This window comes from Pseudomonas sp. JAI111 (assembly GCF_024809425.1).
In the GTDB taxonomy this organism is placed as follows: Bacteria; Pseudomonadota; Gammaproteobacteria; order Pseudomonadales; family Pseudomonadaceae; genus Aquipseudomonas.
Map to the genome: position 1 here is coordinate 327,545 of NZ_JANUCB010000008.1, position 22,665 is coordinate 350,209.

The 22,665-nt window shown below is 54.7% G+C and carries 21 protein-coding genes and 4 tRNA genes; all 25 read right to left on the reverse strand.

The annotated features are described in order from the left end of the window. Window positions 1-4: 4 nt before the first annotated feature. Window positions 5-280, reverse strand: a complete 276-nt coding sequence (gene rpsS / locus HNR03_RS23850; protein WP_002555486.1) for a 30S ribosomal protein S19 — start codon at window positions 278-280, stop codon at window positions 5-7. 16 nt (window positions 281-296) lie between these two features. Next, window positions 297-1,121, reverse strand: a complete 825-nt coding sequence (gene rplB / locus HNR03_RS23855) for a 50S ribosomal protein L2 (protein WP_003176423.1) — start codon at window positions 1,119-1,121, stop codon at window positions 297-299. A 14-nt stretch (window positions 1,122-1,135) separates the two neighbouring features. Beyond that, a complete protein-coding gene (gene rplW / locus HNR03_RS23860; RefSeq protein ID WP_002555488.1) occupies window positions 1,136-1,435 on the reverse strand; it encodes a 50S ribosomal protein L23 in 300 nt (99 codons plus the stop codon). Next, window positions 1,432-2,034, reverse strand: a complete 603-nt coding sequence (gene rplD / locus HNR03_RS23865; protein WP_007896707.1) for a 50S ribosomal protein L4 — start codon at window positions 2,032-2,034, stop codon at window positions 1,432-1,434. Before rplD ends, rplW begins: the two co-directional genes overlap by 4 nt. 12 nt (window positions 2,035-2,046) lie before the next feature. Continuing rightward, the gene (gene rplC, locus HNR03_RS23870; protein WP_003186059.1) at window positions 2,047-2,682 is read right to left on the reverse strand and encodes a 50S ribosomal protein L3; all 636 of its coding nucleotides are present in this window, start codon (window positions 2,680-2,682) and stop codon (window positions 2,047-2,049) included. An 80-nt stretch (window positions 2,683-2,762) separates the two neighbouring features. After that, the gene (rpsJ, locus tag HNR03_RS23875; protein ID WP_003186070.1) at window positions 2,763-3,074 is read right to left on the reverse strand and encodes a 30S ribosomal protein S10; all 312 of its coding nucleotides are present in this window, start codon (window positions 3,072-3,074) and stop codon (window positions 2,763-2,765) included. Between the two features lie 156 nt (window positions 3,075-3,230). Beyond that, window positions 3,231-4,424, reverse strand: coding sequence for an elongation factor Tu (tuf, locus tag HNR03_RS23880; RefSeq protein WP_222588670.1), 1,194 nt, complete (start codon window positions 4,422-4,424; stop codon window positions 3,231-3,233). Between the two features lie 31 nt (window positions 4,425-4,455). Continuing rightward, window positions 4,456-6,561, reverse strand: a complete 2,106-nt coding sequence (fusA, locus tag HNR03_RS23885; RefSeq protein ID WP_090179220.1) for an elongation factor G — start codon at window positions 6,559-6,561, stop codon at window positions 4,456-4,458. A 30-nt stretch (window positions 6,562-6,591) separates the two neighbouring features. Then, window positions 6,592-7,062, reverse strand: coding sequence for a 30S ribosomal protein S7 (gene rpsG, locus HNR03_RS23890; RefSeq protein WP_002555493.1), 471 nt, complete (start codon window positions 7,060-7,062; stop codon window positions 6,592-6,594). 118 nt (window positions 7,063-7,180) lie between these two features. Further along, window positions 7,181-7,552 carry a 30S ribosomal protein S12 gene (rpsL, locus tag HNR03_RS23895; protein ID WP_002555494.1) on the reverse strand — a complete coding sequence of 124 codons (372 nt, stop codon included), beginning with the start codon at window positions 7,550-7,552 and terminating at the stop codon, window positions 7,181-7,183. Window positions 7,553-7,768: 216 nt separating this feature from the next. Beyond that, entirely contained in the window at window positions 7,769-11,968 is a 4,200-nt protein-coding gene (gene rpoC, locus HNR03_RS23900; RefSeq protein WP_007896632.1) for a DNA-directed RNA polymerase subunit beta', read from the reverse strand. Between the two features lie 64 nt (window positions 11,969-12,032). Then, the gene (gene rpoB, locus HNR03_RS23905; RefSeq protein ID WP_010467260.1) at window positions 12,033-16,106 is read right to left on the reverse strand and encodes a DNA-directed RNA polymerase subunit beta; all 4,074 of its coding nucleotides are present in this window, start codon (window positions 16,104-16,106) and stop codon (window positions 12,033-12,035) included. Window positions 16,107-16,326: 220 nt separating this feature from the next. Next, entirely contained in the window at window positions 16,327-16,692 is a 366-nt protein-coding gene (rplL, locus tag HNR03_RS23910) for a 50S ribosomal protein L7/L12 (protein WP_123404361.1), read from the reverse strand. 78 nt (window positions 16,693-16,770) lie between these two features. Next, on the reverse strand, window positions 16,771-17,271 hold the full coding sequence (rplJ, locus tag HNR03_RS23915; RefSeq protein ID WP_025215759.1) for a 50S ribosomal protein L10: 501 nt from the start codon (window positions 17,269-17,271) through the stop codon (window positions 16,771-16,773). 198 nt (window positions 17,272-17,469) lie between these two features. Beyond that, window positions 17,470-18,165, reverse strand: coding sequence for a 50S ribosomal protein L1 (rplA, locus tag HNR03_RS23920; protein ID WP_007896626.1), 696 nt, complete (start codon window positions 18,163-18,165; stop codon window positions 17,470-17,472). Beyond that, entirely contained in the window at window positions 18,165-18,596 is a 432-nt protein-coding gene (rplK, locus tag HNR03_RS23925; RefSeq protein WP_003210097.1) for a 50S ribosomal protein L11, read from the reverse strand. Before rplK ends, rplA begins: the two co-directional genes overlap by 1 nt. Window positions 18,597-18,713: 117 nt before the next feature. Next, complete coding sequence (gene nusG / locus HNR03_RS23930; RefSeq protein WP_007896622.1) at window positions 18,714-19,247, reverse strand: transcription termination/antitermination protein NusG; 534 nt, start codon at window positions 19,245-19,247, stop codon at window positions 18,714-18,716. A gap of 9 nt (window positions 19,248-19,256) precedes the next feature. Beyond that, the gene (gene secE / locus HNR03_RS23935) at window positions 19,257-19,625 is read right to left on the reverse strand and encodes a preprotein translocase subunit SecE (RefSeq protein ID WP_090179217.1); all 369 of its coding nucleotides are present in this window, start codon (window positions 19,623-19,625) and stop codon (window positions 19,257-19,259) included. Window positions 19,626-19,670: 45 nt separating this feature from the next. Beyond that, window positions 19,671-19,746, reverse strand: a tRNA-Trp gene (locus tag HNR03_RS23940). Between the two features lie 174 nt (window positions 19,747-19,920). Then, window positions 19,921-19,996, reverse strand: a tRNA-Thr gene (locus HNR03_RS23945). A gap of 26 nt (window positions 19,997-20,022) precedes the next feature. Next, window positions 20,023-20,096 (reverse strand) — tRNA-Gly (locus HNR03_RS23950). 24 nt (window positions 20,097-20,120) lie between these two features. Next, window positions 20,121-20,205 (reverse strand) — tRNA-Tyr (locus HNR03_RS23955). A gap of 142 nt (window positions 20,206-20,347) precedes the next feature. Further along, the gene (locus HNR03_RS23960; RefSeq protein ID WP_222588673.1) at window positions 20,348-20,788 is read right to left on the reverse strand and encodes a hypothetical protein; all 441 of its coding nucleotides are present in this window, start codon (window positions 20,786-20,788) and stop codon (window positions 20,348-20,350) included. 7 nt (window positions 20,789-20,795) lie between these two features. After that, window positions 20,796-21,545 (reverse strand): pantothenate kinase, encoded by a 750-nt coding sequence (locus HNR03_RS23965; RefSeq protein WP_259156202.1) that lies wholly within the window; start codon window positions 21,543-21,545, stop codon window positions 20,796-20,798. Beyond that, entirely contained in the window at window positions 21,535-22,494 is a 960-nt protein-coding gene (birA, locus tag HNR03_RS23970; protein WP_259156203.1) for a bifunctional biotin--[acetyl-CoA-carboxylase] ligase/biotin operon repressor BirA, read from the reverse strand. Before birA ends, HNR03_RS23965 begins: the two co-directional genes overlap by 11 nt. Window positions 22,495-22,665 lie beyond the last annotated feature (171 nt).

The following is a 22,665-nucleotide window of genomic DNA, read 5'->3' on the forward strand; positions in this document are numbered from 1 at the left end:
CCCCTTAACGCTTGGCTTTCTTGTCTGCCACGTGCCCACGATATGTGCGGGTACCGGCAAACTCGCCTAGTTTGTGGCCGACCATGTCTTCGTTCACGAGAACTGGAACATGTTGACGACCGTTATGCACAGCAATGGTCAAACCGACCATTTGTGGCAGGATCATGGAACGGCGCGACCAGGTCTTAACTGGTTTGCGATCGTTCTTTTCCGCCGCCACTTCGATCTTCTTCAGTAGGTGAAGATCAATAAAAGGACCTTTTTTCAGAGAACGTGGCACTGTCGTATCCCTCTATTTACTTGCGACGACGGACGATCATTTTGTCGGTACGCTTATTACCACGAGTCTTCGCGCCCTTAGTCGGGAAGCCCCATGGCGATACCGGATGACGACCACCAGAGGTACGACCTTCACCACCACCATGTGGGTGGTCAACCGGGTTCATGGCAACACCACGAACGGTTGGGCGAACGCCACGCCAGCGTTTGGCACCAGCTTTACCCAGCGAACGCAGGCTGTGCTCGGAGTTCGAGACTTCACCCAGGGTCGCGCGGCATTCAGCCAGCACTTTACGCATCTCACCAGAACGCAGACGCAGGGTCACGTAGACACCTTCACGAGCGATCAGCTGAGCCGAAGCACCAGCGGAACGAGCGATTTGCGCGCCTTTACCTGGCTTCAATTCGATGCCGTGTACGGTGCTACCAACTGGAATGTTACGCAGTTGCAGAGCGTTGCCCGGCTTGATCGGTGCCAAAGCACCTGCGATCAGCTGGTCACCAGCACTCACGCCTTTAGGGGCGATGATGTAGCGACGCTCGCCATCTGCGTACAGCAGCAGAGCGATGTGAGCAGTACGGTTTGGATCGTATTCAATACGCTCGACAGTGGCAGAAATGCCATCTTTGTCGTTGCGACGGAAATCGACCAGACGATAATGCTGCTTATGGCCACCACCAATGTGACGAGTGGTAATACGACCATTGTTGTTACGACCACCAGTCTTCGATTTTTTCTCGAGCAGCGGTGCGTGAGGAGCGCCTTTATGCAGCTCCTGGTTGACCACCTTGACCACAAAACGGCGGCCAGGGGAAGTCGGTTTGCATTTAACGATTGCCATGATGCACCCCTTCCTTACTCAGCACTGCTGCTGAAATCGAGATCTTGGCCTGGCTGAAGGGAGATAACTGCCTTCTTCCAGTCATTACGCTTGCCCAGACCGCGAGCAGTGCGCTTGCTCTTACCCAGAACATTCAGGGTAGTAACACGCTCTACTTTCACGCTGAACAGGCTTTCGACGGCCTTCTTGATTTCCAGCTTGGTTGCATCAGTTGCAACCTTGAAAACGAACTGGCCTTTCTTGTCAGCCAGAACCGTAGCCTTCTCGGAAACGTGCGGGCCAAGCAGAACTTTAAATACGCGTTCCTGGTTCATCCCAGCAGCTCCTCGAATTTCTTCACGGCCGACACGGTGATCAACACCTTGTCGTATGCGATCAGACTAACTGGATCGGAACCTTGCACGTCACGTACATCAACGTGTGGCAGGTTGCGAGCAGCCAGGTACAGGTTCTGATCAACTACTTCAGACACGATCAAGACGTCAGTCAGGCCCATGCCGGTCAGTTTGTTCAGCAGATCTTTGGTCTTCGGTGCATCAACAGCGAAGTCCTGAACCACAACCAGACGATCAGTACGCACCAGCTCAGCAAGGATGGAACGCATTGCTGCGCGATACATCTTCTTGTTCAGCTTCTGGGTGTGATCCTGAGGACGAGCTGCGAAAGTGGTACCGCCGCCACGCCAGATTGGGCTACGGATAGTACCGGCACGAGCACGGCCAGTACCTTTCTGACGCCATGGGCGCTTACCGCCACCACGAACGTCGGAACGGGTCTTTTGCTGCTTGCTACCTTGACGGCCGCCGGCCATGTAGGCCACGACTGCTTGGTGAACCAGCGTCTCGTTGAATTCGCCGCCAAATGTCAGTTCGGAAACTTCGATCGCTTGAGCGTCATTTACATTTAATTGCATGTCAGCTTCCCCTTAACCGCGAGCCTTGGCTGCTGGACGTACAACCAAGTTGCCGCCAGTAGCGCCAGGAACAGCACCCTTGACCAACAACAGATTGCGTTCAGCGTCCACGCGCACTACTTCCAGGGACTGCACGGTCACGCGCTCAGCGCCCATATGACCGGACATTTTTTTGCCCTTGAATACACGACCAGGAGTCTGGCACTGGCCGATAGAGCCTGGAACGCGGTGGGACACGGAGTTACCGTGGGTATTATCTTGCCCGCGGAAGTTCCAACGCTTGATCGTACCCTGGAAGCCTTTACCTTTGGACTGACCGGTTACATCAACCAGTTGACCAGCGGCGAAGATTTCAGCGTTGATCAGATCGCCGGCCTGGTACTCGCCTTCTTCAAGACGGAATTCCATTACGGTACGACCAGCGGCAACGTTCGCTTTAGCGAAGTGGCCAGCCTGAGCAGCTGTAACACGCGAAGCACGACGCTCGCCTACAGTGACTTGCACTGCACGATAGCCATCGGTCTCTTCAGTTTTGAACTGGGTGACGCGATTCGGCTCGATCTCAATGACCGTGACCGGAATGGAGACACCTTCTTCGGTGAAAATACGGGTCATACCGCATTTACGACCGACTACACCAATAGTCATGTTGTAAACCTCATGAGTGTACGGGGCTTTCACCCGCTATGGCCGCCCATTTCAGAGCGTTACACGACTAAGACCGAGTCTTAGCCGAGGCTGATCTGCACTTCCACACCGGCCGCAAGATCAAGCTTCATAAGAGCATCAACGGTTTTATCCGTTGGCTGGACGATGTCCAGAACGCGCTTATGAGTACGGATCTCGTACTGGTCACGCGCGTCTTTGTTGACGTGCGGGGAGACCAGAACGGTGAACCGCTCTTTACGGGTAGGCAGTGGAATTGGACCACGCACTTGAGCACCAGTACGTTTCGCGGTTTCCACGATTTCCTGGGTGGATTGGTCGATCAGGCGATGGTCAAAAGCCTTCAACCTGATACGGATTTGCTGATTTTGCATTGGATTTCAGACTCCGGCTGCTATTCCCACCGAGCGCAATACGCCCGTTAAAAGGAGGCGCAATTCTATAGACGCCCCATATAGGTGTCAACCCAATAAAAAAGCCCCCGCTAAGCGGGGGCTCTTTCAAATCATCAAAGCTTACTCAAAAAGAGCTTACTCGATGATTTTGGCTACGACGCCAGCGCCGACGGTACGACCGCCTTCACGAATAGCGAAACGCAGACCATCTTCCATCGCGATGGTTTTGATCAGAGTGACAGTCATCTGGATGTTGTCACCTGGCATTACCATTTCAACGCCTTCTGGCAGCTCGCAGTTACCAGTCACGTCAGTAGTACGGAAGTAGAACTGTGGACGGTAGCCTTTGAAGAACGGAGTATGACGGCCGCCTTCTTCCTTGCTCAGAACGTAAACTTCTGCGGTGAACTTGGTGTGCGGCTTAACCGAACCCGGCTTAACCAGAACCTGACCACGTTCAACGTCATCACGCTTGGTGCCACGCAGCAGAACGCCGCAGTTCTCACCAGCACGACCTTCGTCGAGCAGCTTACGGAACATCTCAACACCGGTGCAGGTGGTGACGGTGGTGTCACGCAGACCAACGATTTCCAGTGGATCCTGAACGCGAACGATACCGCGCTCGATACGACCAGTCACAACAGTACCACGACCCGAGATCGAGAATACGTCTTCGATTGGCATCAGGAATGGCTTGTCGGTCAGACGAACTGGTTCTGGGATGTAGCTGTCCAGAGTCTCAACCAGTTTACGAACGGCAGTGGTGCCCATTTCGTTTTCGTCGTTACCTTCCAGCGCCATACGCGCGGAACCGATGATGATTGGAGTGTCATCGCCCGGGAAGTCGTAAGTGCTCAGCAGATCGCGCACTTCCATCTCAACCAGTTCCAGCAGCTCAGCGTCGTCTACCAGGTCAGCCTTGTTCAGGAAAACCACGATGTACGGAACGCCTACCTGACGGGACAGCAGGATGTGCTCACGAGTCTGAGGCATCGGACCATCGGCAGCCGAGCAAACCAGGATCGCGCCGTCCATCTGCGCAGCACCAGTGATCATGTTCTTCACATAGTCAGCGTGACCTGGGCAGTCAACGTGAGCGTAGTGACGAATCGAAGAGTTGTACTCAACGTGCGCGGTGTTGATGGTGATACCACGAGCCTTTTCTTCTGGCGCGCTGTCGATCTTGTCGAATTCAACTTTTGCCGAACCGAAAACTTCGGAGCAGACGCGAGTCAGAGCAGCGGTCAGAGTGGTTTTACCGTGGTCAACGTGACCGATGGTGCCAACGTTGACGTGCGGAAGGGAACGATCAAATTTTTCTTTAGCCACGACAATTAACTCCTAGCCTAAAGGGGCTGAATCAGCCTTGTTTTTTGGTAACGGTTTCGACGATGTGCGACGGAGCCGTATTGTATTTTTTGAATTCCATAGAGTAGCTTGCGCGACCTTGGGACATGGAACGAACGTCGGTCGCATAACCGAACATCTCGCCCAACGGAACCTCGGCACGAATTACTTTACCGGAAACCGTATCTTCCATACCCAGGATCATGCCGCGACGACGGTTAAGGTCGCCCATCACGTCACCCATATAGTCTTCAGGTGTAACAACCTCTACCGCCATGATCGGCTCGAGCAACTCACCACCGCCCTTCTGGGCCAGTTGCTTGGTCGCCATGGAAGCAGCCACCTTAAACGCCATCTCGTTGGAGTCGACGTCATGGTAGGAACCATCAAACACGGTAGCCTTCAGGCCGATCAGCGGATAGCCGGCAACAACGCCGTTCTTCATCTGCTCTTCGATACCCTTCTGGATAGCCGGGATGTATTCCTTAGGAACCACACCACCCACTACTTCGTTCAGGAATTGCAGACCTTCCTGACCTTCGTCAGCAGGAGCAAAACGAATCCAGCAATGACCGAACTGGCCACGACCACCGGACTGACGAACGAACTTACCTTCGATTTCGCAGCTCTTCGTGATGCGCTCACGGTACGAAACCTGAGGCTTACCGATGTTGGCTTCGACGTTGAACTCACGGCGCATCCGGTCAACCAGGATGTCCAGGTGCAACTCGCCCATGCCGGAGATGATCGTTTGACCAGTCTCTTCATCAGTCTTGACGCGGAAAGATGGATCTTCCTGAGCAAGTTTGCCCAGAGCAATACCCATTTTTTCCTGGTCGTCCTTGGTCTTAGGCTCTACGGCAACCGAAATAACCGGCTCCGGGAAGTCCATGCGAACCAGGATGATTGGCTTGTCAGCGTTGCACAAAGTCTCACCAGTGGTGACGTCCTTCATGCCGATCAAGGCCGCGATGTCACCAGCGCGCACTTCCTTGATTTCTTCACGGGCGTTTGCGTGCATTTGCACCATACGACCCACACGCTCTTTCTTGCCTTTAACCGAGTTGATCACGCCGTCGCCGGAGGCCAACACGCCCGAGTAAACTCGAACAAAGGTCAAGGTACCCACGAATGGGTCGGTAGCGATCTTGAACGCCAGAGCCGAGAACGGCTCGCTGTCGTCTGCGTGACGCTCCATTTCCTTGGTCTCGTCATCCGGGTCAGTACCCTTGATGGCAGGAATGTCGGTAGGAGCAGGCAGGTAGTCGATAACGGCGTCGAGAACCAGGGGAACACCCTTGTTCTTGAAGGAAGAACCGCAAACAGCCAGAACGATCTCACCAGCGATAGTACGCTGACGCAGAGCGGCCTTGATTTCCGCGTTGGTGAGTTCTTCACCTTCGAGGTACTTGTTCATCAGCTCTTCGCTGGCTTCGGCCGCAGCTTCAATCATGTTGCCGCGCCATTCGTTAGCCAGTTCCTGCAGCTCAGCAGGGATAGGCTTACGAACTGGAACCATGCCTTTGTCGGAGTCATTCCAGTAAACAGCTTCCATAGCCATCAGATCGATCTGACCCTGGAAGTTGTCTTCGGAACCGATAGCCAACTGGATTGGCACCGGAGTGTGACCCAGACGCTGCTTGATCTGACCGATCACGCGCAGGAAGTTCGCACCAGCACGGTCCATCTTGTTTACGTAAACAAGACGTGGAACGCCGTACTTGTTGGCCTGACGCCATACGGTTTCCGACTGAGGCTCAACGCCCGAGGTACCGCAGAACACAACGACCGCGCCGTCGAGAACACGCAGGGAACGTTCAACTTCAATAGTGAAGTCAACGTGGCCCGGGGTGTCGATGACGTTGAAACGGTATTGGTCTTTGTGCTGCTTTTCGGAACCCTGCCAGAAGGCGGTAATAGCAGCAGAAGTAATGGTAATACCACGCTCCTGCTCCTGCACCATCCAGTCTGTGGTCGCGGCGCCGTCATGCACCTCGCCCATTTTGTGACTTTTGCCGGTGTAAAAAAGGACGCGCTCGGTGGTGGTGGTTTTACCAGCATCCACGTGAGCAACGATACCGATGTTACGGTAGCGATTAATCGGTGTTGTACGAGCCATAAAGCCCTCGCAAAATTAGTGACGCTAAAATTAGAAGCGGTAGTGCGAGAAAGCCTTGTTGGCTTCAGCCATACGGTGCACGTCTTCACGCTTCTTAACTGCAGCACCTTTACCTTCGGCAGCGTCCAACAGTTCGCCAGCCAAACGCAGAGCCATAGACTTCTCGCCGCGTTTGCGGGCGAAGTCTACCAACCAGCGCATTGCCAGAGCGTTACGACGGGACGGACGAACTTCAACCGGAACCTGGTAAGTAGCACCGCCTACACGGCGCGACTTTACTTCGACCAGCGGAGCGATGGCGTCGAGAGCTTTCTCGAAGATTTCCAGGGGGTCGCTGTTCTTGCGTTCTTTAACCTTTTCCAGCGCGCCATAAACGATACGCTCGGCAACGGCTTTCTTGCCGCTTTCCATCACGTGGTTCATGAACTTGGCCAGGATTTGGCTTCCGTATTTTGGATCGTCAAGCACTTCGCGCTTGGCTGCTACGCGTCTTCTTGGCATGGATAAGCCCTCAAACGGTCTTCAGGTTCGCTCGGAATCGGTGCCCTTTCGGGACGCCTCCGACCTTACTCTTATCGACTCAGAAAAATAGAAAATCAGTTTTTACAAAAAGCCGCTACTACTTAGGCTTCTTGGTACCGTACTTCGAACGACCCTGGTTACGACCTTTAACGCCGGAAGTATCCAAAGAACCGCGTACGGTGTGGTAACGAACACCTGGCAAGTCCTTTACACGACCGCCGCGGATCAGTACCACGCTGTGCTCTTGCAGGTTGTGGCCTTCACCGCCGATGTACGAGGAAACCTCGAAACCGTTGGTCAGACGCACACGGCATACTTTACGCAGTGCCGAGTTAGGTTTTTTCGGCGTGGTGGTATACACACGGGTGCATACGCCACGACGTTGCGGGCAGTTCTGCAGCGCAGGCACGTCGGATTTCTCGACGATACGCTTACGCGGCTGACGTACCAGCTGGTTGATAGTTGCCATCTACTAGCTCCACTGTTGTCTTGCGACGCTATTGTCTTGCAAGAAAAGCAAAATGGCAGGAACGAATTCCCGCCAAATTTAGGGGTACAAGAGTCTAAAGAGGATCTTGTCCCCAGTCAAGGCAAGGCCCCGAACTCCCCGCTCATCCAACCTCGACAAATTGTCGCGATTCGATGAACGGAATGATCAGGGCCTCACACTCATTTACCGCAGAACTCAGTTACCGCTCGAGTTCAGCGCTTCGGTCAGTGCAGCTTCCACTTCACTGGCGCTTACGCGCAACGGTTTGTCAGCATCACGGCGACGCTTGCGCTCGCTGTGATAAGCCAGACCGGTACCGGCCGGGATCAAACGACCCACGACCACGTTTTCTTTCAGGCCGCGCAGGTAATCGCGCTTGCCGGTTACCGCCGCTTCGGTCAGTACACGAGTGGTTTCCTGGAAGGAAGCCGCCGAGATGAACGATTCGGTGGACAACGACGCCTTGGTGATACCCAGCAACACACGAGTGAACTTGGAAACGAATTTCTCGTCGCCAGCCAGACGCTCGTTCTCTACCAGAACGTGAGTCAATTCCATCTGGTCGCCCTTGATGAAACTGGAATCGCCGGATTCAGCGATTTCAACTTTACGCAGCATCTGACGCAAGATGGTCTCGATGTGCTTATCGTTGATCTTCACGCCTTGCAGACGATAAACGTCCTGGATCTCGTTCACGATGTACTTGGCCAGCGCACTTACACCCAGCAGACGCAGGATGTCGTGTGGATCGCTCGGACCGTCGGAGATAACTTCGCCGCGGTTTACCTGTTCGCCTTCGAAGACGTTCAGGTGACGCCACTTCGGAATCAGCTCTTCGTACGGATCGCTACCGTCGTTCGGGGTGATAACCAGACGGCGCTTGCCTTTGGTCTCTTTACCGAACGCGATGGTGCCGCTGACTTCAGCCAGAATCGAGGCTTCTTTCGGACGACGAGCTTCGAACAAGTCGGCAACACGCGGCAGACCACCGGTGATGTCACGGGTCTTCGAAGTCTCTTGCGGAATACGAGCGATAACATCACCGATCGCGATTTTCGCACCGTCCGCCACGCCGACCAGGGCGTTGGCAGGCAGGAAGTACTGAGCAATTACGTCAGTACCCGGCAGCAAGAGATCCTTGCCGTTGTCATCAACCATCTTCACAGCAGGACGGATATCTTTACCGGCAGCTGGACGGTCTTTGGCGTCGAGTACTTCAATGTTGGTCATACCGGTCAATTCGTCAGTCTGACGCTTGATCGTGATGCCTTCTTCCATGCCCACGTAGGTCACGGTACCTTTCATTTCGGTAACGATTGGGTGAGTGTGCGGATCCCACTTGGCCACGATTGCGCCAGCGTCGACCTTGTCACCTTCTTTAACCGAAATCACAGCACCGTACGGCAGCTTGTAACGCTCACGCTCACGACCGAAGTCATCAGCGATTGCCAGCTCACCGGAACGAGACACGGCAACCAGGCAACCATCCACTCGCTCAACGTGCTTCAGGTTATGCAGACGGACGGTACCGCCATTCTTCACCTGAACGCTGTCGGCTGCGGAGGTCCGGCTTGCCGCACCACCGATGTGGAACGTACGCATGGTCAGCTGGGTACCCGGCTCACCGATGGACTGGGCGGCGATAACGCCGACCGCTTCACCGATGTTCACCTGGTGACCACGAGCCAAGTCACGGCCGTAGCACTTGGCGCAAATACCGTAGCGGGTTTCGCAGCTGATCGGCGAACGCACGATCACTTCGTCGATGCTGTTCAGCTCGATGAACTCGACCCACTTCTCGTCTACCAGAGTACCGGCAGGAACGATGATTTCTTCGGTACCTGGCTTGAACACGTCACGGGCAATGACACGACCCAATACGCGCTCACCCAATGGCTCAACAACGTCACCGCCTTCAATGTGCGGAGTCATTACCAGGCCATGTTCGGTGCCGCAATCGATCTCGGTCACAACCAGATCCTGCGCCACGTCTACCAGACGACGAGTCAGGTAACCGGAGTTCGCAGTTTTCAACGCGGTATCCGCCAAACCTTTACGAGCACCGTGAGTGGAGATGAAGTACTGAAGTACGCTCAAACCTTCACGGAAGTTCGCAGTAATCGGCGTTTCGATGATGGAACCGTCCGGCTTGGCCATCAGGCCACGCATACCGGCGAGCTGACGGATCTGCGCAGCAGAACCCCGTGCGCCCGAGTCGGCCATCATGTACATCGAGTTAAAGGACTCTTGGTCGACTTCGACACCATGACGGTCGATGACTTTCTCTTTCGAGAGGTTGGCCATCATCGCCTTGGAAACTTCGTCGTTCGCCTTGGACCAAAGGTCGATCACTTTGTTGTACTTCTCGCCCTGGGTTACCAGGCCGGAGGCGTACTGACTTTCGATCTCTTTCACTTCATCGGTAGCAGCACCGATGATGCGGGCTTTTTCATCCGGGATAACGAAGTCGTTAACACCGATGGAAACGCCGGAAATGGTCGAATAGGCAAAACCGGTGTACATCAACTGGTCAGCGAAGATAACGGTCTCTTTCAAACCAACCACGCGGTAGCACTGGTTGATCAGCTTGGAGATCGCCTTTTTCTTCATCGGCTGGTTGACGACGTCGTACGACAGGCCAGGTGGAACAACCTGGAACAACAGCGCACGGCCGACAGTGGTGTCGACGATACGGGTGTTCTTGACGCTGCCGCCATCACGATCGTTTACGGTTTCGTTGATCCGCACTTTAACCTTGGCGTGCAGTGCGGCTTCGCCGGCACGGAACACACGGTCAACTTCTTGCAGATCCGCGAATACACGACCTTCGCCTTTGGCGTTGATCGCTTCACGAGTCATGTAGTACAGACCCAATACAACGTCCTGCGACGGAACGATGATTGGCTCACCGTTGGCTGGCGACAGAATGTTGTTGGTCGACATCATCAGCGCACGCGCTTCCAACTGGGCTTCCAGTGTCAGCGGTACGTGCACGGCCATTTGGTCGCCGTCGAAGTCGGCGTTGTACGCAGCACAGACCAGAGGGTGCAGCTGGATAGCCTTACCTTCGATCAGTACCGGCTCAAACGCCTGGATACCCAGACGGTGAAGGGTCGGTGCACGGTTGAGGAGAACCGGGTGTTCACGGATCACTTCAGCGAGAACGTCCCAAACCTCTGGCAGTTCGCGCTCAACCATTTTCTTGGCAGCTTTGATGGTGGTCGCGAGACCACGCATTTCCAGCTTGCCGAAAATGAACGGTTTGAACAGCTCGAGAGCCATCTTCTTCGGCAGACCGCACTGGTGCAGACGCAGGGTCGGGCCTACGGTAATTACCGAACGACCGGAGTAGTCAACACGCTTACCGAGCAAGTTCTGACGGAAACGACCTTGTTTACCCTTGATCATGTCAGCCAGGGATTTCAGAGGACGCTTGTTGGAACCGGTGATAGCGCGGCCACGACGACCGTTGTCGAGCAGTGCGTCGACGGCTTCCTGCAACATACGCTTTTCGTTGCGCACGATGATGTCCGGAGCGGACAGATCAAGCAGGCGCTTCAAACGGTTGTTACGGTTGATCACTCGACGATACAGATCGTTGAGGTCGGAAGTCGCGAAGCGACCACCATCCAGCGGGACCAGTGGACGCAGATCTGGCGGCAGAACCGGCAGAACGGTCAGCACCATCCATTCTGGAAGGTTGCCGGAACCCTGGAAGGCTTCCATCAACTTCAGACGCTTGGACAGCTTCTTGATTTTGGTTTCGGAGTTGGTTTGCGGAATTTCTTCGCGCAGACGACCAATCTCGTGTTCCAGGTCGATAGCGTGCAGCAGTTCGCGGACAGCTTCTGCACCCATACGGGCATCGAAATCGTCGCCGAACTCTTCCAGCGCTTCGAAGTACTGCTCGTCATTGAGCAGCTGACCTTTTTCAAGGGTGGTCATGCCTGGATCGATAACGACATAGCTCTCGAAGTAGAGAACGCGTTCGATATCACGCAGGGTCATGTCCATCAGCAAGCCGATACGCGACGGCAGCGATTTCAGGAACCAGATGTGGGCAACTGGCGAGGCCAGCTCGATGTGCGCCATGCGCTCACGACGAACTTTAGCCAGCGCGACTTCAACGCCGCACTTCTCGCAGATGACACCACGGTGCTTCAAGCGCTTGTACTTACCGCACAGGCACTCGTAATCCTTTACCGGGCCAAAGATCTTGGCGCAGAACAGGCCGTCACGTTCTGGTTTGAACGTACGGTAGTTAATGGTTTCCGGCTTTTTAACTTCACCGAACGACCACGAACGGATCATCTCAGGCGAGGCCAATCCAATACGGATGGCGTCGAACTCTTCGACTTGACCCTGGTTTTTCAGCAAATTCAGTAGGTCTTTCAAGGCCTTTCCTCCTGGCGGAGCAGAGAGCGGGCAATCCTGCCCCGCTCTCGATTCGCGTCACGTGTTATTCGGTTTCCAGATCGATATCGATGCCGAGGGAACGAATTTCCTTGATCAACACGTTGAAGGACTCGGGCATGCCCGGCTCCATACGGTGATCGCCATCCACGATGTTTTTGTACATCTTGGTACGGCCGTTCACATCGTCCGACTTCACTGTGAGCATTTCTTGCAGAGTGTAAGCAGCACCGTATGCTTCCAGTGCCCAGACCTCCATCTCCCCGAAACGCTGACCACCGAACTGCGCCTTACCACCCAGCGGCTGCTGGGTAACCAGGCTGTACGAACCGGTAGAACGAGCGTGCATCTTGTCGTCTACCAAGTGGTTCAGCTTCAGCATGTACATGTAGCCAACAGTAACCGGGCGCTCGAACTTGTTGCCGGTACGACCGTCAGTCAGCTGCATCTGGCCGCTTTCCGGCAGGTCTGCCAGTTTCAGCATGGCCTTGATTTCGCTTTCCTTCGCGCCGTCGAACACTGGAGTGGCCATTGGAACACCGCCACGCAGGTTCTTCGCCAGATCCAGGATTTCCTGGTCGGAGAAGCTATCCAGATCTTCGTTACGACCGCCGATCTGGTTGTAGATCTCGTCGAGGAATTTACGAAGTTCAGCCACTTTGCGCTGCTCTTCGATCATCCGGTTGATCTTCTCGCCCAGACCTTTAGCCGCGAGGCCGAGGTGGGTTTCAAGGATCTGACCAACGTTCATACGCGAAGGTACGCCCAACGGGTTGAGGACGACGTCGACCGGGGTGCCATTGGCATCGTGCGGCATGTCTTCAACCGGCATGATCACGGAGACCACACCTTTGTTACCGTGACGACCGGCCATCTTGTCGCCCGGCTGGATGCGGCGACGGATTGCCAGGTAAACCTTGACGATTTTCAGCACGCCTGGAGCCAGGTCATCGCCCTGCTGCAGTTTGCGCTTCTTGTCTTCGAACTTGTCGTCCAGCAGACGGCGGCGATCAACGATGTAGGCCTGGGCCTTCTCGAGTTGCTCGTTCAGAGCATCTTCAGCCATGCGCAGTTTGAACCACTGACCATGCTCAAGACCGTCGAGAACTTCGTCGGTGATGTCCTGACCTTTCTTCAGACCGGCGCCGCCTTCGGCTTTGTGGCCGACCAGAGCGGAACGCAGACGTTCGAAAGTTGCGCCTTCAACGATACGGAACTCTTCGTTCAGGTCCTTGCGGATCTCGTCGAGTTGAGTCTTTTCGATCGACAGAGCACGAGCATCACGCTCAACACCGTCGCGAGTGAAGACCTGTACGTCGATGACGGTACCCTTGGTGCCGGTAGGCACACGCAGGGAGGTGTCTTTAACGTCGCTGGCTTTTTCACCAAAGATGGCACGCAGCAGTTTTTCTTCCGGAGTCAGCTGGGTCTCGCCTTTCGGAGTGACCTTACCTACCAGAATGTCGCCTGCGCCTACTTCAGCACCTACATAAACGATACCGGCTTCGTCCAGCTTGTTCAGCGCAGCTTCACCCACGTTCGGGATGTCTGCAGTGATTTCCTCTGGCCCAAGCTTGGTGTCACGCGCCACACAGGTCAGTTCCTGAATGTGGATCGTGGTGAAACGATCTTCCTGAACCACACGCTCGGACAGGCAGATGGAGTCTTCGAAGTTGAAGCCGTTCCATGCCATGAACGCGATGCGCATGTTCTGACCCAGAGCCAGTTCACCCATATCGGTGGACGGACCGTCGGCCATGATGTCGCTGCGCTGAACCCGATCACCTTTACGCACCAGCGGACGCTGGTTGATGCAGGTGTTCTGGTTGGAGCGGGTGTACTTGGTCAGGTTGTAGATGTCGACACCAGCTTCGCCGGTTTCAACTTCGTCATCTGCAACACGTACCACAATACGGCTGGCGTCGACGGAATCGATAACGCCACCACGACGAGCCACGACGCAAACGCCGGAGTCACGGGCTACGTTACGCTCCATGCCGGTACCGACCAGCGGCTTGTCAGCGCGCAGGGTTGGTACAGCTTGACGCTGCATGTTCGAACCCATCAACGCACGGTTGGCGTCGTCGTGCTCGAGGAACGGGATCAGCGACGCTGCAACCGAAACTACCTGCTTCGGCGATACGTCCATCAAGGTGACGTCTTCCGGCGCCTTGACGGTGAACTCGTTCAAGTGACGAACAGCTACCAGCTCGTCGATCAGGACTTTCTTGTCGTTCATCGTGGCCGAAGCCTGAGCGATCACGTGATCAGCTTCTTCGATAGCGGACAGGAATACGATCTCGTCGGTGACCAGAGCGTCTTTCACCACACGGTACGGGCTCTCGAGGAAGCCGTACTGGTTGGTGCGCGCATAGGCAGCCAGGGAGTTGATCAGACCGATGTTCGGACCTTCCGGCGTTTCAATCGGGCATACACGACCGTAGTGAGTCGGGTGTACGTCACGAACTTCAAAGCCGGCACGCTCACGAGTCAAACCGCCAGGGCCGAGTGCAGACACACGACGCTTGTGGGTGATCTCGGACAGCGGGTTGTTCTGGTCCATGAACTGGGAAAGCTGGCTGGAACCGAAGAACTCTTTCACCGCCGCAGCCACTGGCTTGGCGTTGATCAGGTCTTGCGGCATCAGGCCTTCGCTTTCAGCCATCGACAGACGCTCTTTGACCGCACGCTCAACACGTACCAGGCCAACGCGGAACTGGTTCTCGGCCATTTCGCCTACGCAGCGAACACGACGGTTACCCAGGTGGTCGATGTCATCGACGATGCCTTTGCCGTTACGGATGTCGACCAGAGTCTTCAGAACCGCGACGATGTCTTCTTTGCACAACACGCCCGAACCTTCGATCTCGGTACGACCGATACGACGGTTGAACTTCATCCGGCCGACCGCAGACAGGTCATAGCGCTCAGGGCTGAAGAACAGGTTGTTGAACAGAGTCTCGGCAGCGTCTTTGGTTGGCGGCTCGCCTGGACGCATCATGCGATAGATCTCGACCAGCGCTTCCAATTGGTTGCTGGTGGAGTCGATCTTCAGGGTGTCGGAGACGAACGGACCGCAGTCGATATCGTTGGTGTACAGAGTTTCGATACGAACAACCTGGGCCTTGGCGATTTTCGCCAGGATCTCGGTGTTCAGCTCGGTGTTGCACTCTGCCAGGATTTCGCCGGTTGCCGGATGCACGATGGCCTTGGCGGTAGTGCGACCCAGGACGTAGTCCAGAGGCACTTCCAGGGTCTTGAGACCGGCTTTTTCGATCTGGTTGATGTGGCGCGCAGTAATACGGCGACCAGCCTCAACGATGACCTTGCCTTTCTCGTCCTGAATATCAAGTACAGCGATTTCACCACGCAGACGCGAAGCAATCAGTTCCAGGCTGAGGGTTTCGCCGCTCAGGTGGAAAACGTTGGTGGTGTAGAACGCGTCGAGCACTTCTTCAGTGGTATAGCCGAGCGCGCGCAGCAGTACCGATGCAGGCAGCTTGCGACGACGGTCGATACGCACGAATACGCAGTCTTTCGGGTCGAACTCGAAGTCCAGCCACGAACCGCGGTAAGGAATGATGCGCGCGGAGTACAGCAGTTTGCCGGAGCTGTGCGTCTTGCCACGGTCGTGGTCGAAGAACACGCCCGGGGAACGGTGCAGCTGGGAAACGATTACACGCTCGGTACCGTTGATTACGAAGGTACCGTTCTCAGTCATCAGGGGGATTTCACCCATGTAGACTTCTTGCTCTTTAATGTCCTTGATCGCTTTGTTCGACGATTCTTTGTCGAAAATGATCAGGCGCACTTTTACCCGCAAAGGTACGGCGTAAGTTACACCGCGCAATACGCATTCTTTGACATCAAATGCCGGCTCGCCCAGGCGATAACCGACGTACTCCAGCGCAGCATTGCCGGAGTAGCTGATGATCGGGAAAACGGATTTGAAGGCCGCATGCAGGCCCACGTCGCGGAACTGATCTTTAGTCGCTCCCGCTTGCAAGAATTCACGATACGAATCCAGCTGGATGGCCAGGAGGTACGGCACATCCATGACGTCCGGCAACTTGCTAAAGTCCTTGCGGATACGTTTTTTCTCAGTATATGAGTAAGCCATCAGCGTTCCCCAGCTTGGTCACCTGCTTGTTTGGCCCCTCCCGACGGGAGCAGCCAGAAAATCGTGCAAACCCCATGGTTTGCGCCACCGCATCGGGTGGTTACAGCTCGCTATCAACACCGACCCAGTCGGCTGCCAATAACGGAAAAAGGCCGGTGGCAAGAGCCACCAGCCATCAGCCTTTCGCTTAACGCTCGGGCTGGAGGAGCAAAGTCGATGCTTACTTCAGCTCGACTTTAGCGCCTGCTTCTTCCAGAGTGGCTTTTGCTTTGTCAGCTGCGTCTTTCGAAACAGCTTCCAGAACGATGCCAGGAGCGCCGTCAACTACTGCCTTGGCTTCTTTCAGGCCCAGACCGGTCAGTTCACGTACTGCCTTGATCACGTTAACTTTCTTCTCGCCAGCTTCGGTCAGCATGACGTTGAATTCAGTTTGCTCTTCAACAACGGCGGCAGCAGCAGCTGGACCGGCGGAAGCAGCGGCAGCGGAAACGCCGAATTTTTCTTCGAAAGCTTTGATCAGCTCAACAACCTGCAGAACCGACATTTCAGCTACGGCGTTGAGGATATCTTCTTGGGAGATAGACATTACTGTATTTCCTGAATTGGGGGACGGCCTACGCGGCCATCGAAATAAACAAAAATACGCGAAAGGAGTTGCTCAGCCTTAGGCTGCAGCAGCTTCTTTTTGCTCGCGAACTGCAGCCAGAGTACGAGCCAACTTGCTGGTAGCGCCTTGAATCACGCTCATCAGCTGAGAAATAGCTTCGTTACGGGTCGGCAGTGTTGCCAGTACGTCGATTTGGTTAGCTGCGAGGAACTTGCCCTCGAACGCAGCTGCCTTGATCTCGAACTTATCCTGACTCTTGGCGAATTCCTTGAACAAACGGGCAGCAGCGCCTGGATGATCTTTGGAGAACGCGATCAGAGTCGGGCCGGTGAACACGTCGTTGAGGACACTGTATTCAGTGTCAGCAACAGCGCGCTTGAGCAGGGTGTTACGTACAACACGTACGTATACGCCAGCTTCACGAGCCTCTTTACGGAGTCCGGTCATTGCGCCTACTGTCACACCGCGGGCATCAGCCACAACAGCGGACAGGGCAACTTTGGCAGCCTCGTTGACTTCAGCGACGATGGCCTTCTTGTCTTCGAGATTAATTGCCACGGGTTTAACTCCTGCTTGTTACCGTTTCATCTGGCCTGAGCCGGATGTCGTTTTGGTGTCTGATTCGGTAAGGAACCGGGAGCACCATCTGCGTAGGCTTGAGGTTTAAGACTTGCGTCGCCTACGGTCTTGGATAGCCCCCGCCAGGCAGGGACCCCAATCTTTCAACTGGCGCAATTGCTTGCGCCAATCTGTGTCTTACGCGTCGAGCGAGCCTTGGTCGATGACCAGACCTGGACCCATGGTGGTGCTCAGGGTAACGCGCTTGACGTAAATACCTTTCGAGGAAGCTGGCTTGATACGCTTCAGATCAGCGATCAGGGCTTCAACGTTTTCCTTCAGCTTGACGGCATCAAAGCCGACTTTGCCAACGGAGGTGTGAATGATGCCGTTTTTGTCGGTGCGATAACGAACCTGACCAGCCTTGGCGTTTTTAACCGCGGTAGCTACGTCTGGAGTTACGGTGCCGACTTTAGGGTTAGGCATCAGGCCGCGAGGACCGAGGATCTGACCCAACTGACCCACAACGCGCATGGCATCCGGGGATGCGATAACTACGTCATAGTTCAGGTCGCCGCCTTTCATTTCGGCAGCCAGGTCGTCCATACCTACACGGTCAGCGCCGGCAGCCAGAGCGGCCTCAGCAGCTGGACCCTGGGTGAACACTGCAACGCGAACGGTCTTGCCAGTGCCGTGTGGCAGCACAGTAGCGCTACGAACAACCTGGTCAGATTTACGCGGGTCAACACCCAGGTTCACAGCAACGTCGAACGACTCGCTGAACTTGACAGTCGACAGCTCAGCCAGCAGAGCAGCAGCATCTACAAAGTTGTAGGACTTGCCTGCTTCGATTTTGCCGGCGATAGCCTTTTGACGCTTGGTCAACTTAGCCATTACACACCCTCCACGTTAAGGCCCATGCTACGAGCAGAACCGGCGATAGTACGCACGGCTGCATCCATATCAGCTGCAGTCAGATCCGCGTTTTTGGTTTTCGCGATTTCTTCCAGCTGAGCACGGGTCACGGTGCCAACCTTAACGGTGTTCGGACGAGCGGAACCGCTAGTCAGACCAGCAGCCTTCTTCAGCAGAACCGAAGCAGGCGTGGACTTGGTTTCGAAAGTGAAGCTACGGTCACTATAAACAGTGATGATCACTGGAGTCGGCAGACCTGGTTCAATACCCTGAGTACGGGCGTTGAAAGCCTTGCAGAATTCCATGATGTTCACCCCGTGCTGACCCAAAGCAGGACCAACAGGTGGGCTTGGGTTAGCCTGAGCGGCCTTCACTTGCAGCTTGATGTAAGCGGTAATTTTCTTGGCCATGAGGCACTCCAATTACGGGTTCGAACGCCTCGAAAGGCTCCCCGGTTACTTGCGCGTTTATCCCAGTGACGACAAAACCCCACAGCCTAGGGCTGCGGGGTTGGGATGCTTGCTCAGCTAGACCTTCTCGACCTGACTGAACTCTAACTCTACCGGAGTAGAGCGACCGAAAATGAGCACTGCCACTTGGATCCGGCTCTTTTCGTAGTTAACTTCTTCGACCGTGCCGGTAAAATCGGCAAACGGACCGTCATTGACACGTACCGACTCACCCGGCTCGAACAACGTCTTGGGCTTCGGCTTGTCGCTACCATCAGCAACGCGACGCAGAATCGCTTCTGCCTCTTTATCTGTGATCGGCGCAGGCTTATCAGCGGTACCGCCGATGAAACCCATCACCCGAGGAGTGTCCTTGACCAAGTGCCAAGTACCCTCATTCATGTCCATCTGAACCAGCACGTAACCTGGGAAGAACTTGCGCTCGCTTTTGCGTTTCTGGCCATTACGCATTTCAACCACTTCTTCAGTGGGAACCAGAATTTCGCCAAAGCCATCTTCCATGCCAGCCAGCTTTACGCGCTCTACCAACGAGCGCATTACATGCTTCTCGTAACCGGAGTAAGCATGCACAACGTACCAACGCTTAGCCACGGGACACCCTTAGCCGACAATCAAGGAAACAAGCCAGCCGAGCAGGGAATCAAGCCCCCACAACAGCAACGCCATAACCAGAACGACAGCCACAACAATCAGCGTGGTCTGCGTGGTTTCTTGGCGAGTTGGCCATACGACTTTACGAATTTCAGTGCGAGCTTCCTTAACCAGTACAAAGAAAGACTTGCCCTTGACTGTCTGCAGGCCTACAAAGGCAGCTACAGCAGCAATGGCGAGCAATGCAAGTACGCGATACAGGATCGGCGAAGCAGAGTAATACTGATTACCGACAACGCCAACAACCACCAAAGCGACTACCACAAGCCACTTGAGCAGATCGAAGCGAGAGCCTTGAACTTCAGCTTTAGGAGTCATCTATGAAGATCCTGTGAAAAGAAAGCCAGACACACCAAGTGAATCTGGCAGGTCAGGAGGGAATCGAACCCCCAACCTACGGTTTTGGAGACCGTCGCTCTGCCAATTGAGCTACTGACCTAAAACAAAATCAGGCCGACCATTATGCCGGCCCGAAAAAGACATTACAACAATTTACTCAGCAGCTTTGACTTCAACACCAAAACCACCCGCTCGATCGCCCTGCAAAAAACAACAATGGCGCGAACGCTACCATTAAAACAAAGGCAGATATTTTCATATCTGCCTTGTTATATGGAGCTCTTGAGCGGATTTGAACCGCTGACCTCACCCTTACCAAGGGTGTGCTCTACCAACTGAGCTACAAGAGCGCAACACTGTGCAAAACCTGCAAACTTGGAGCGGGTAGCGGGAATCGAACCCGCATCATCAGCTTGGAAGGCTGAGGTTCTACCACTAAACTATACCCGCGAGGCTTGCAGCTCTCGCTAAAAATGGTGGAGGGGGAAGGATTCGAACCTTCGAAGTCGTAGACGTCAGATTTACAGTCTGATCCCTTTGGCCGCTCGGGAACCCCTCCTAAGCGAGCCGGCATTCTATATCATGCCAGCCTTCTGTCAAGCATTTTCTCATTAAAAACCTGAGGTTAGCTGCGTTGACCTCGTTTCACACTGCTTACCGTTAAAGGTCTTCACTGCGAAGCGGGCGCCATTCTATGCAAACTATTCAGCGGGTGCAACCCCCTCGCAAGGCATTATTTTATGTTTTAACTCATTGAATTCTTTGGAAAGGTTTTGTAGCTGCGAGTCTTCCAGAAAACGCCGGCTTTCAGGGGCTATCCGCACCCAATAACCGGCAGAGTCGGCGGAGTCTTTCGGCAAGGACTGAAACTTTACATCCATACCAGCCAAACGCTTTTCTGCAAGCTGAGCAGTTTCCTGGCGAGCAAAACCTCCTAAGTAGAGACAGCTGCCGTCTATAACCGCTGATTTGGCCTTCTCACGCGTCGTATCATTCGCCTCGCTCAGCAGTCGAATATCCTGCTGCGCCCCCTTGTACAAGCTCAAAGGCGTCACGTCCTTCGCACGCAGCGGAGCCTCTTGTTGGTGCCAGATGTAATAGAAGACATTTAGTACGAGCAGCAGCAGAAACAACCAACGCATAGAAACCTCAGGACAAGGGACACGCCATAGCCAACCCTACAAACACCAGATCCGGAACCACCTTGGCCTCAGGCACAATCTCGGAGACCAGTCCCGCATCTCCCCCCGTGAGAAACACAGAATAATTCTCACCCCAATAACGACTTGCCAACTCCAACTGAGTCAGGACAAACCCTCTAAGCATAAGTGAGCATCCCCTCTCGACAGCCTCGACGGTCGTACGACCAGGAACGAGACTTTCCAGCGCGCGCTCGGCGGCAAGATCACCATAGCGAATCCGCCGCGTGTGTGTACGGAGCTGGTTACGCATTAATGACATCCCCGGACAGATAAATCCTCCAAGATGCCCGCCATCCCCATCTATAAAGTCAGCTGTAACAGCCGTGCCAAAATCGAGCACAAGACATGGACCCGAGGCCAAATGAAAGCCACCAAGCATCGCAAGCCAGCGATCCAGCCCCAGTCGCTCAAAATCCTCATAACCATTGCGCACCCCCGCTATCTCTCTAGCCGGCGCGGCGCACATCACGGAAACACCAAAAGCGCCTTCCAGCAGCGATATCAAGGCTTCGGTTTCTTCTGCAGTTCTCACGCTGACCAGTCGACAATGCGCGAGAGCAAGCCCCTCAATCCCCTTCAGGCCTTCGAGCAATGCGAGATAGGAGTCGACAATACCTTCGCCAATCACCTGCCTGGCATCTGCACTGAGCACACGCCATTTAATAAAACTGTTACCGCAGTCAAGCTCAAGAATCATCACGCAACCTCAGACTGAGCTCGCCACCACTAAAGACTTTTTCCACACCATCCACCTTCAGGCGCAGGGCACCCCGACTGTCGATACCCAGCACCTCACCATCTATCCGGTTCACGCCGGCAATCAATGACACCGCTCGCCCCTGCCAAATATGACCTTGCTCCCACTCAGCATGAATCGCTGAAAAACCGGCCTGCTGATGGCGATTCAAATATGCCCTGAGCGTCACCCCCAACTCTGCGACCAGGTGATTGCGATTGAACACCTTGCCCGTCTCAAGCCGCATGGATGTCCATTGCTGATCAACCTCATCGGTCATCTGCATATTCACATTAATTCCGACACCTAACACCACATGACACACATCAGCAGGATCACCCACTAACTCGAGCAATACTCCGGCGATTTTTTTCTGACCAACCAAAACATCGTTAGGCCATTTCAGGCCTGCACCCGAAACGCCAAGCGCCCGTAGCGTTTGCATTACAGCAAGACCGACAACAAGGCTCAAACCTTCCAGCTGCCGCATTCCACCCTCAATGCGCAATACCAGGCTGTAGTAGATGTTTTCCGCGAAAGGACTTGCCCACTTGCGTCCACGCCTACCCCGACCTGCAGTCTGCCTCTCGGCAAGCACTAAAAATGGTGCAGCCTGGCCACGCTCAACAGCACGCAACGCCTCGGCATTCGTGGAGTCAACCGAATCAAGGATGAGTATTGGCCAATCACATTCGGCCGCGTGCGCTTTTATATCGGCCGAATCGAGCAGTGTCAGTGGAGCAGCCAACTGATACCCGCGACCACGCACCTTATGGATAGATAATCCAAGCTCAGCCTCGAGATGCTGAAGCTGCTTCCAGACGGCACTGCGACTAACACCCAAGGCGACGCCGAGGTCCTGACCTGAATGGAATCGGCCATCTTTAAGAAGCTTTAACAACGTCAGCATGCAAGTCTCGCCTCAGAATGAGGCCCGCATGATAGCCATGCCCTGAGCCGTTGCATAGAAACCCTGGAGAACTGATTTTCCTGCGGGCAAAACAAAACCCCTACCTGCATACGCAGATAGGGGTTTCGGAATTTAATCTTGACGATGACCTACTCTCACATGGGGAAACCC

What these genes read in the sequence shown, in the direction of transcription:
- rplC (WP_003186059.1), bottom strand. Translation starts at nt 2,682, where the DNA reads ATGACTATTGGTGTAGTCGGTCGTAAATGCGGTATGACCCGTATTTTC.
- rpsJ (WP_003186070.1), bottom strand. Translation starts at nt 3,074, where the DNA reads ATGCAAAATCAGCAAATCCGTATCAGGTTGAAGGCTTTTGACCATCGC.
- HNR03_RS23960 (WP_222588673.1), bottom strand. Translation starts at nt 20,788, where the DNA reads ATGCGTTGGTTGTTTCTGCTGCTGCTCGTACTAAATGTCTTCTATTAC.
- rplD (WP_007896707.1), bottom strand. Translation starts at nt 2,034, where the DNA reads ATGCAATTAAATGTAAATGACGCTCAAGCGATCGAAGTTTCCGAACTG.
- rplA (WP_007896626.1), bottom strand. Translation starts at nt 18,165, where the DNA reads ATGGCTAAGTTGACCAAGCGTCAAAAGGCTATCGCCGGCAAAATCGAA.
- rpsG (WP_002555493.1), bottom strand. Translation starts at nt 7,062, where the DNA reads ATGCCAAGAAGACGCGTAGCAGCCAAGCGCGAAGTGCTTGACGATCCA.
- rplW (WP_002555488.1), bottom strand. Translation starts at nt 1,435, where the DNA reads ATGAACCAGGAACGCGTATTTAAAGTTCTGCTTGGCCCGCACGTTTCC.
- rplB (WP_003176423.1), bottom strand. Translation starts at nt 1,121, where the DNA reads ATGGCAATCGTTAAATGCAAACCGACTTCCCCTGGCCGCCGTTTTGTG.
- rpsL (WP_002555494.1), bottom strand. Translation starts at nt 7,552, where the DNA reads ATGGCAACTATCAACCAGCTGGTACGTCAGCCGCGTAAGCGTATCGTC.
- birA (WP_259156203.1), bottom strand. Translation starts at nt 22,494, where the DNA reads ATGCTGACGTTGTTAAAGCTTCTTAAAGATGGCCGATTCCATTCAGGT.
- rplK (WP_003210097.1), bottom strand. Translation starts at nt 18,596, where the DNA reads ATGGCCAAGAAAATTACCGCTTACATCAAGCTGCAAGTGAAGGCCGCT.
- HNR03_RS23965 (WP_259156202.1), bottom strand. Translation starts at nt 21,545, where the DNA reads ATGATTCTTGAGCTTGACTGCGGTAACAGTTTTATTAAATGGCGTGTG.
- rpoB (WP_010467260.1), bottom strand. Translation starts at nt 16,106, where the DNA reads ATGGCTTACTCATATACTGAGAAAAAACGTATCCGCAAGGACTTTAGC.
- secE (WP_090179217.1), bottom strand. Translation starts at nt 19,625, where the DNA reads ATGACTCCTAAAGCTGAAGTTCAAGGCTCTCGCTTCGATCTGCTCAAG.
- rplL (WP_123404361.1), bottom strand. Translation starts at nt 16,692, where the DNA reads ATGTCTATCTCCCAAGAAGATATCCTCAACGCCGTAGCTGAAATGTCG.
- fusA (WP_090179220.1), bottom strand. Translation starts at nt 6,561, where the DNA reads ATGGCTCGTACAACACCGATTAATCGCTACCGTAACATCGGTATCGTT.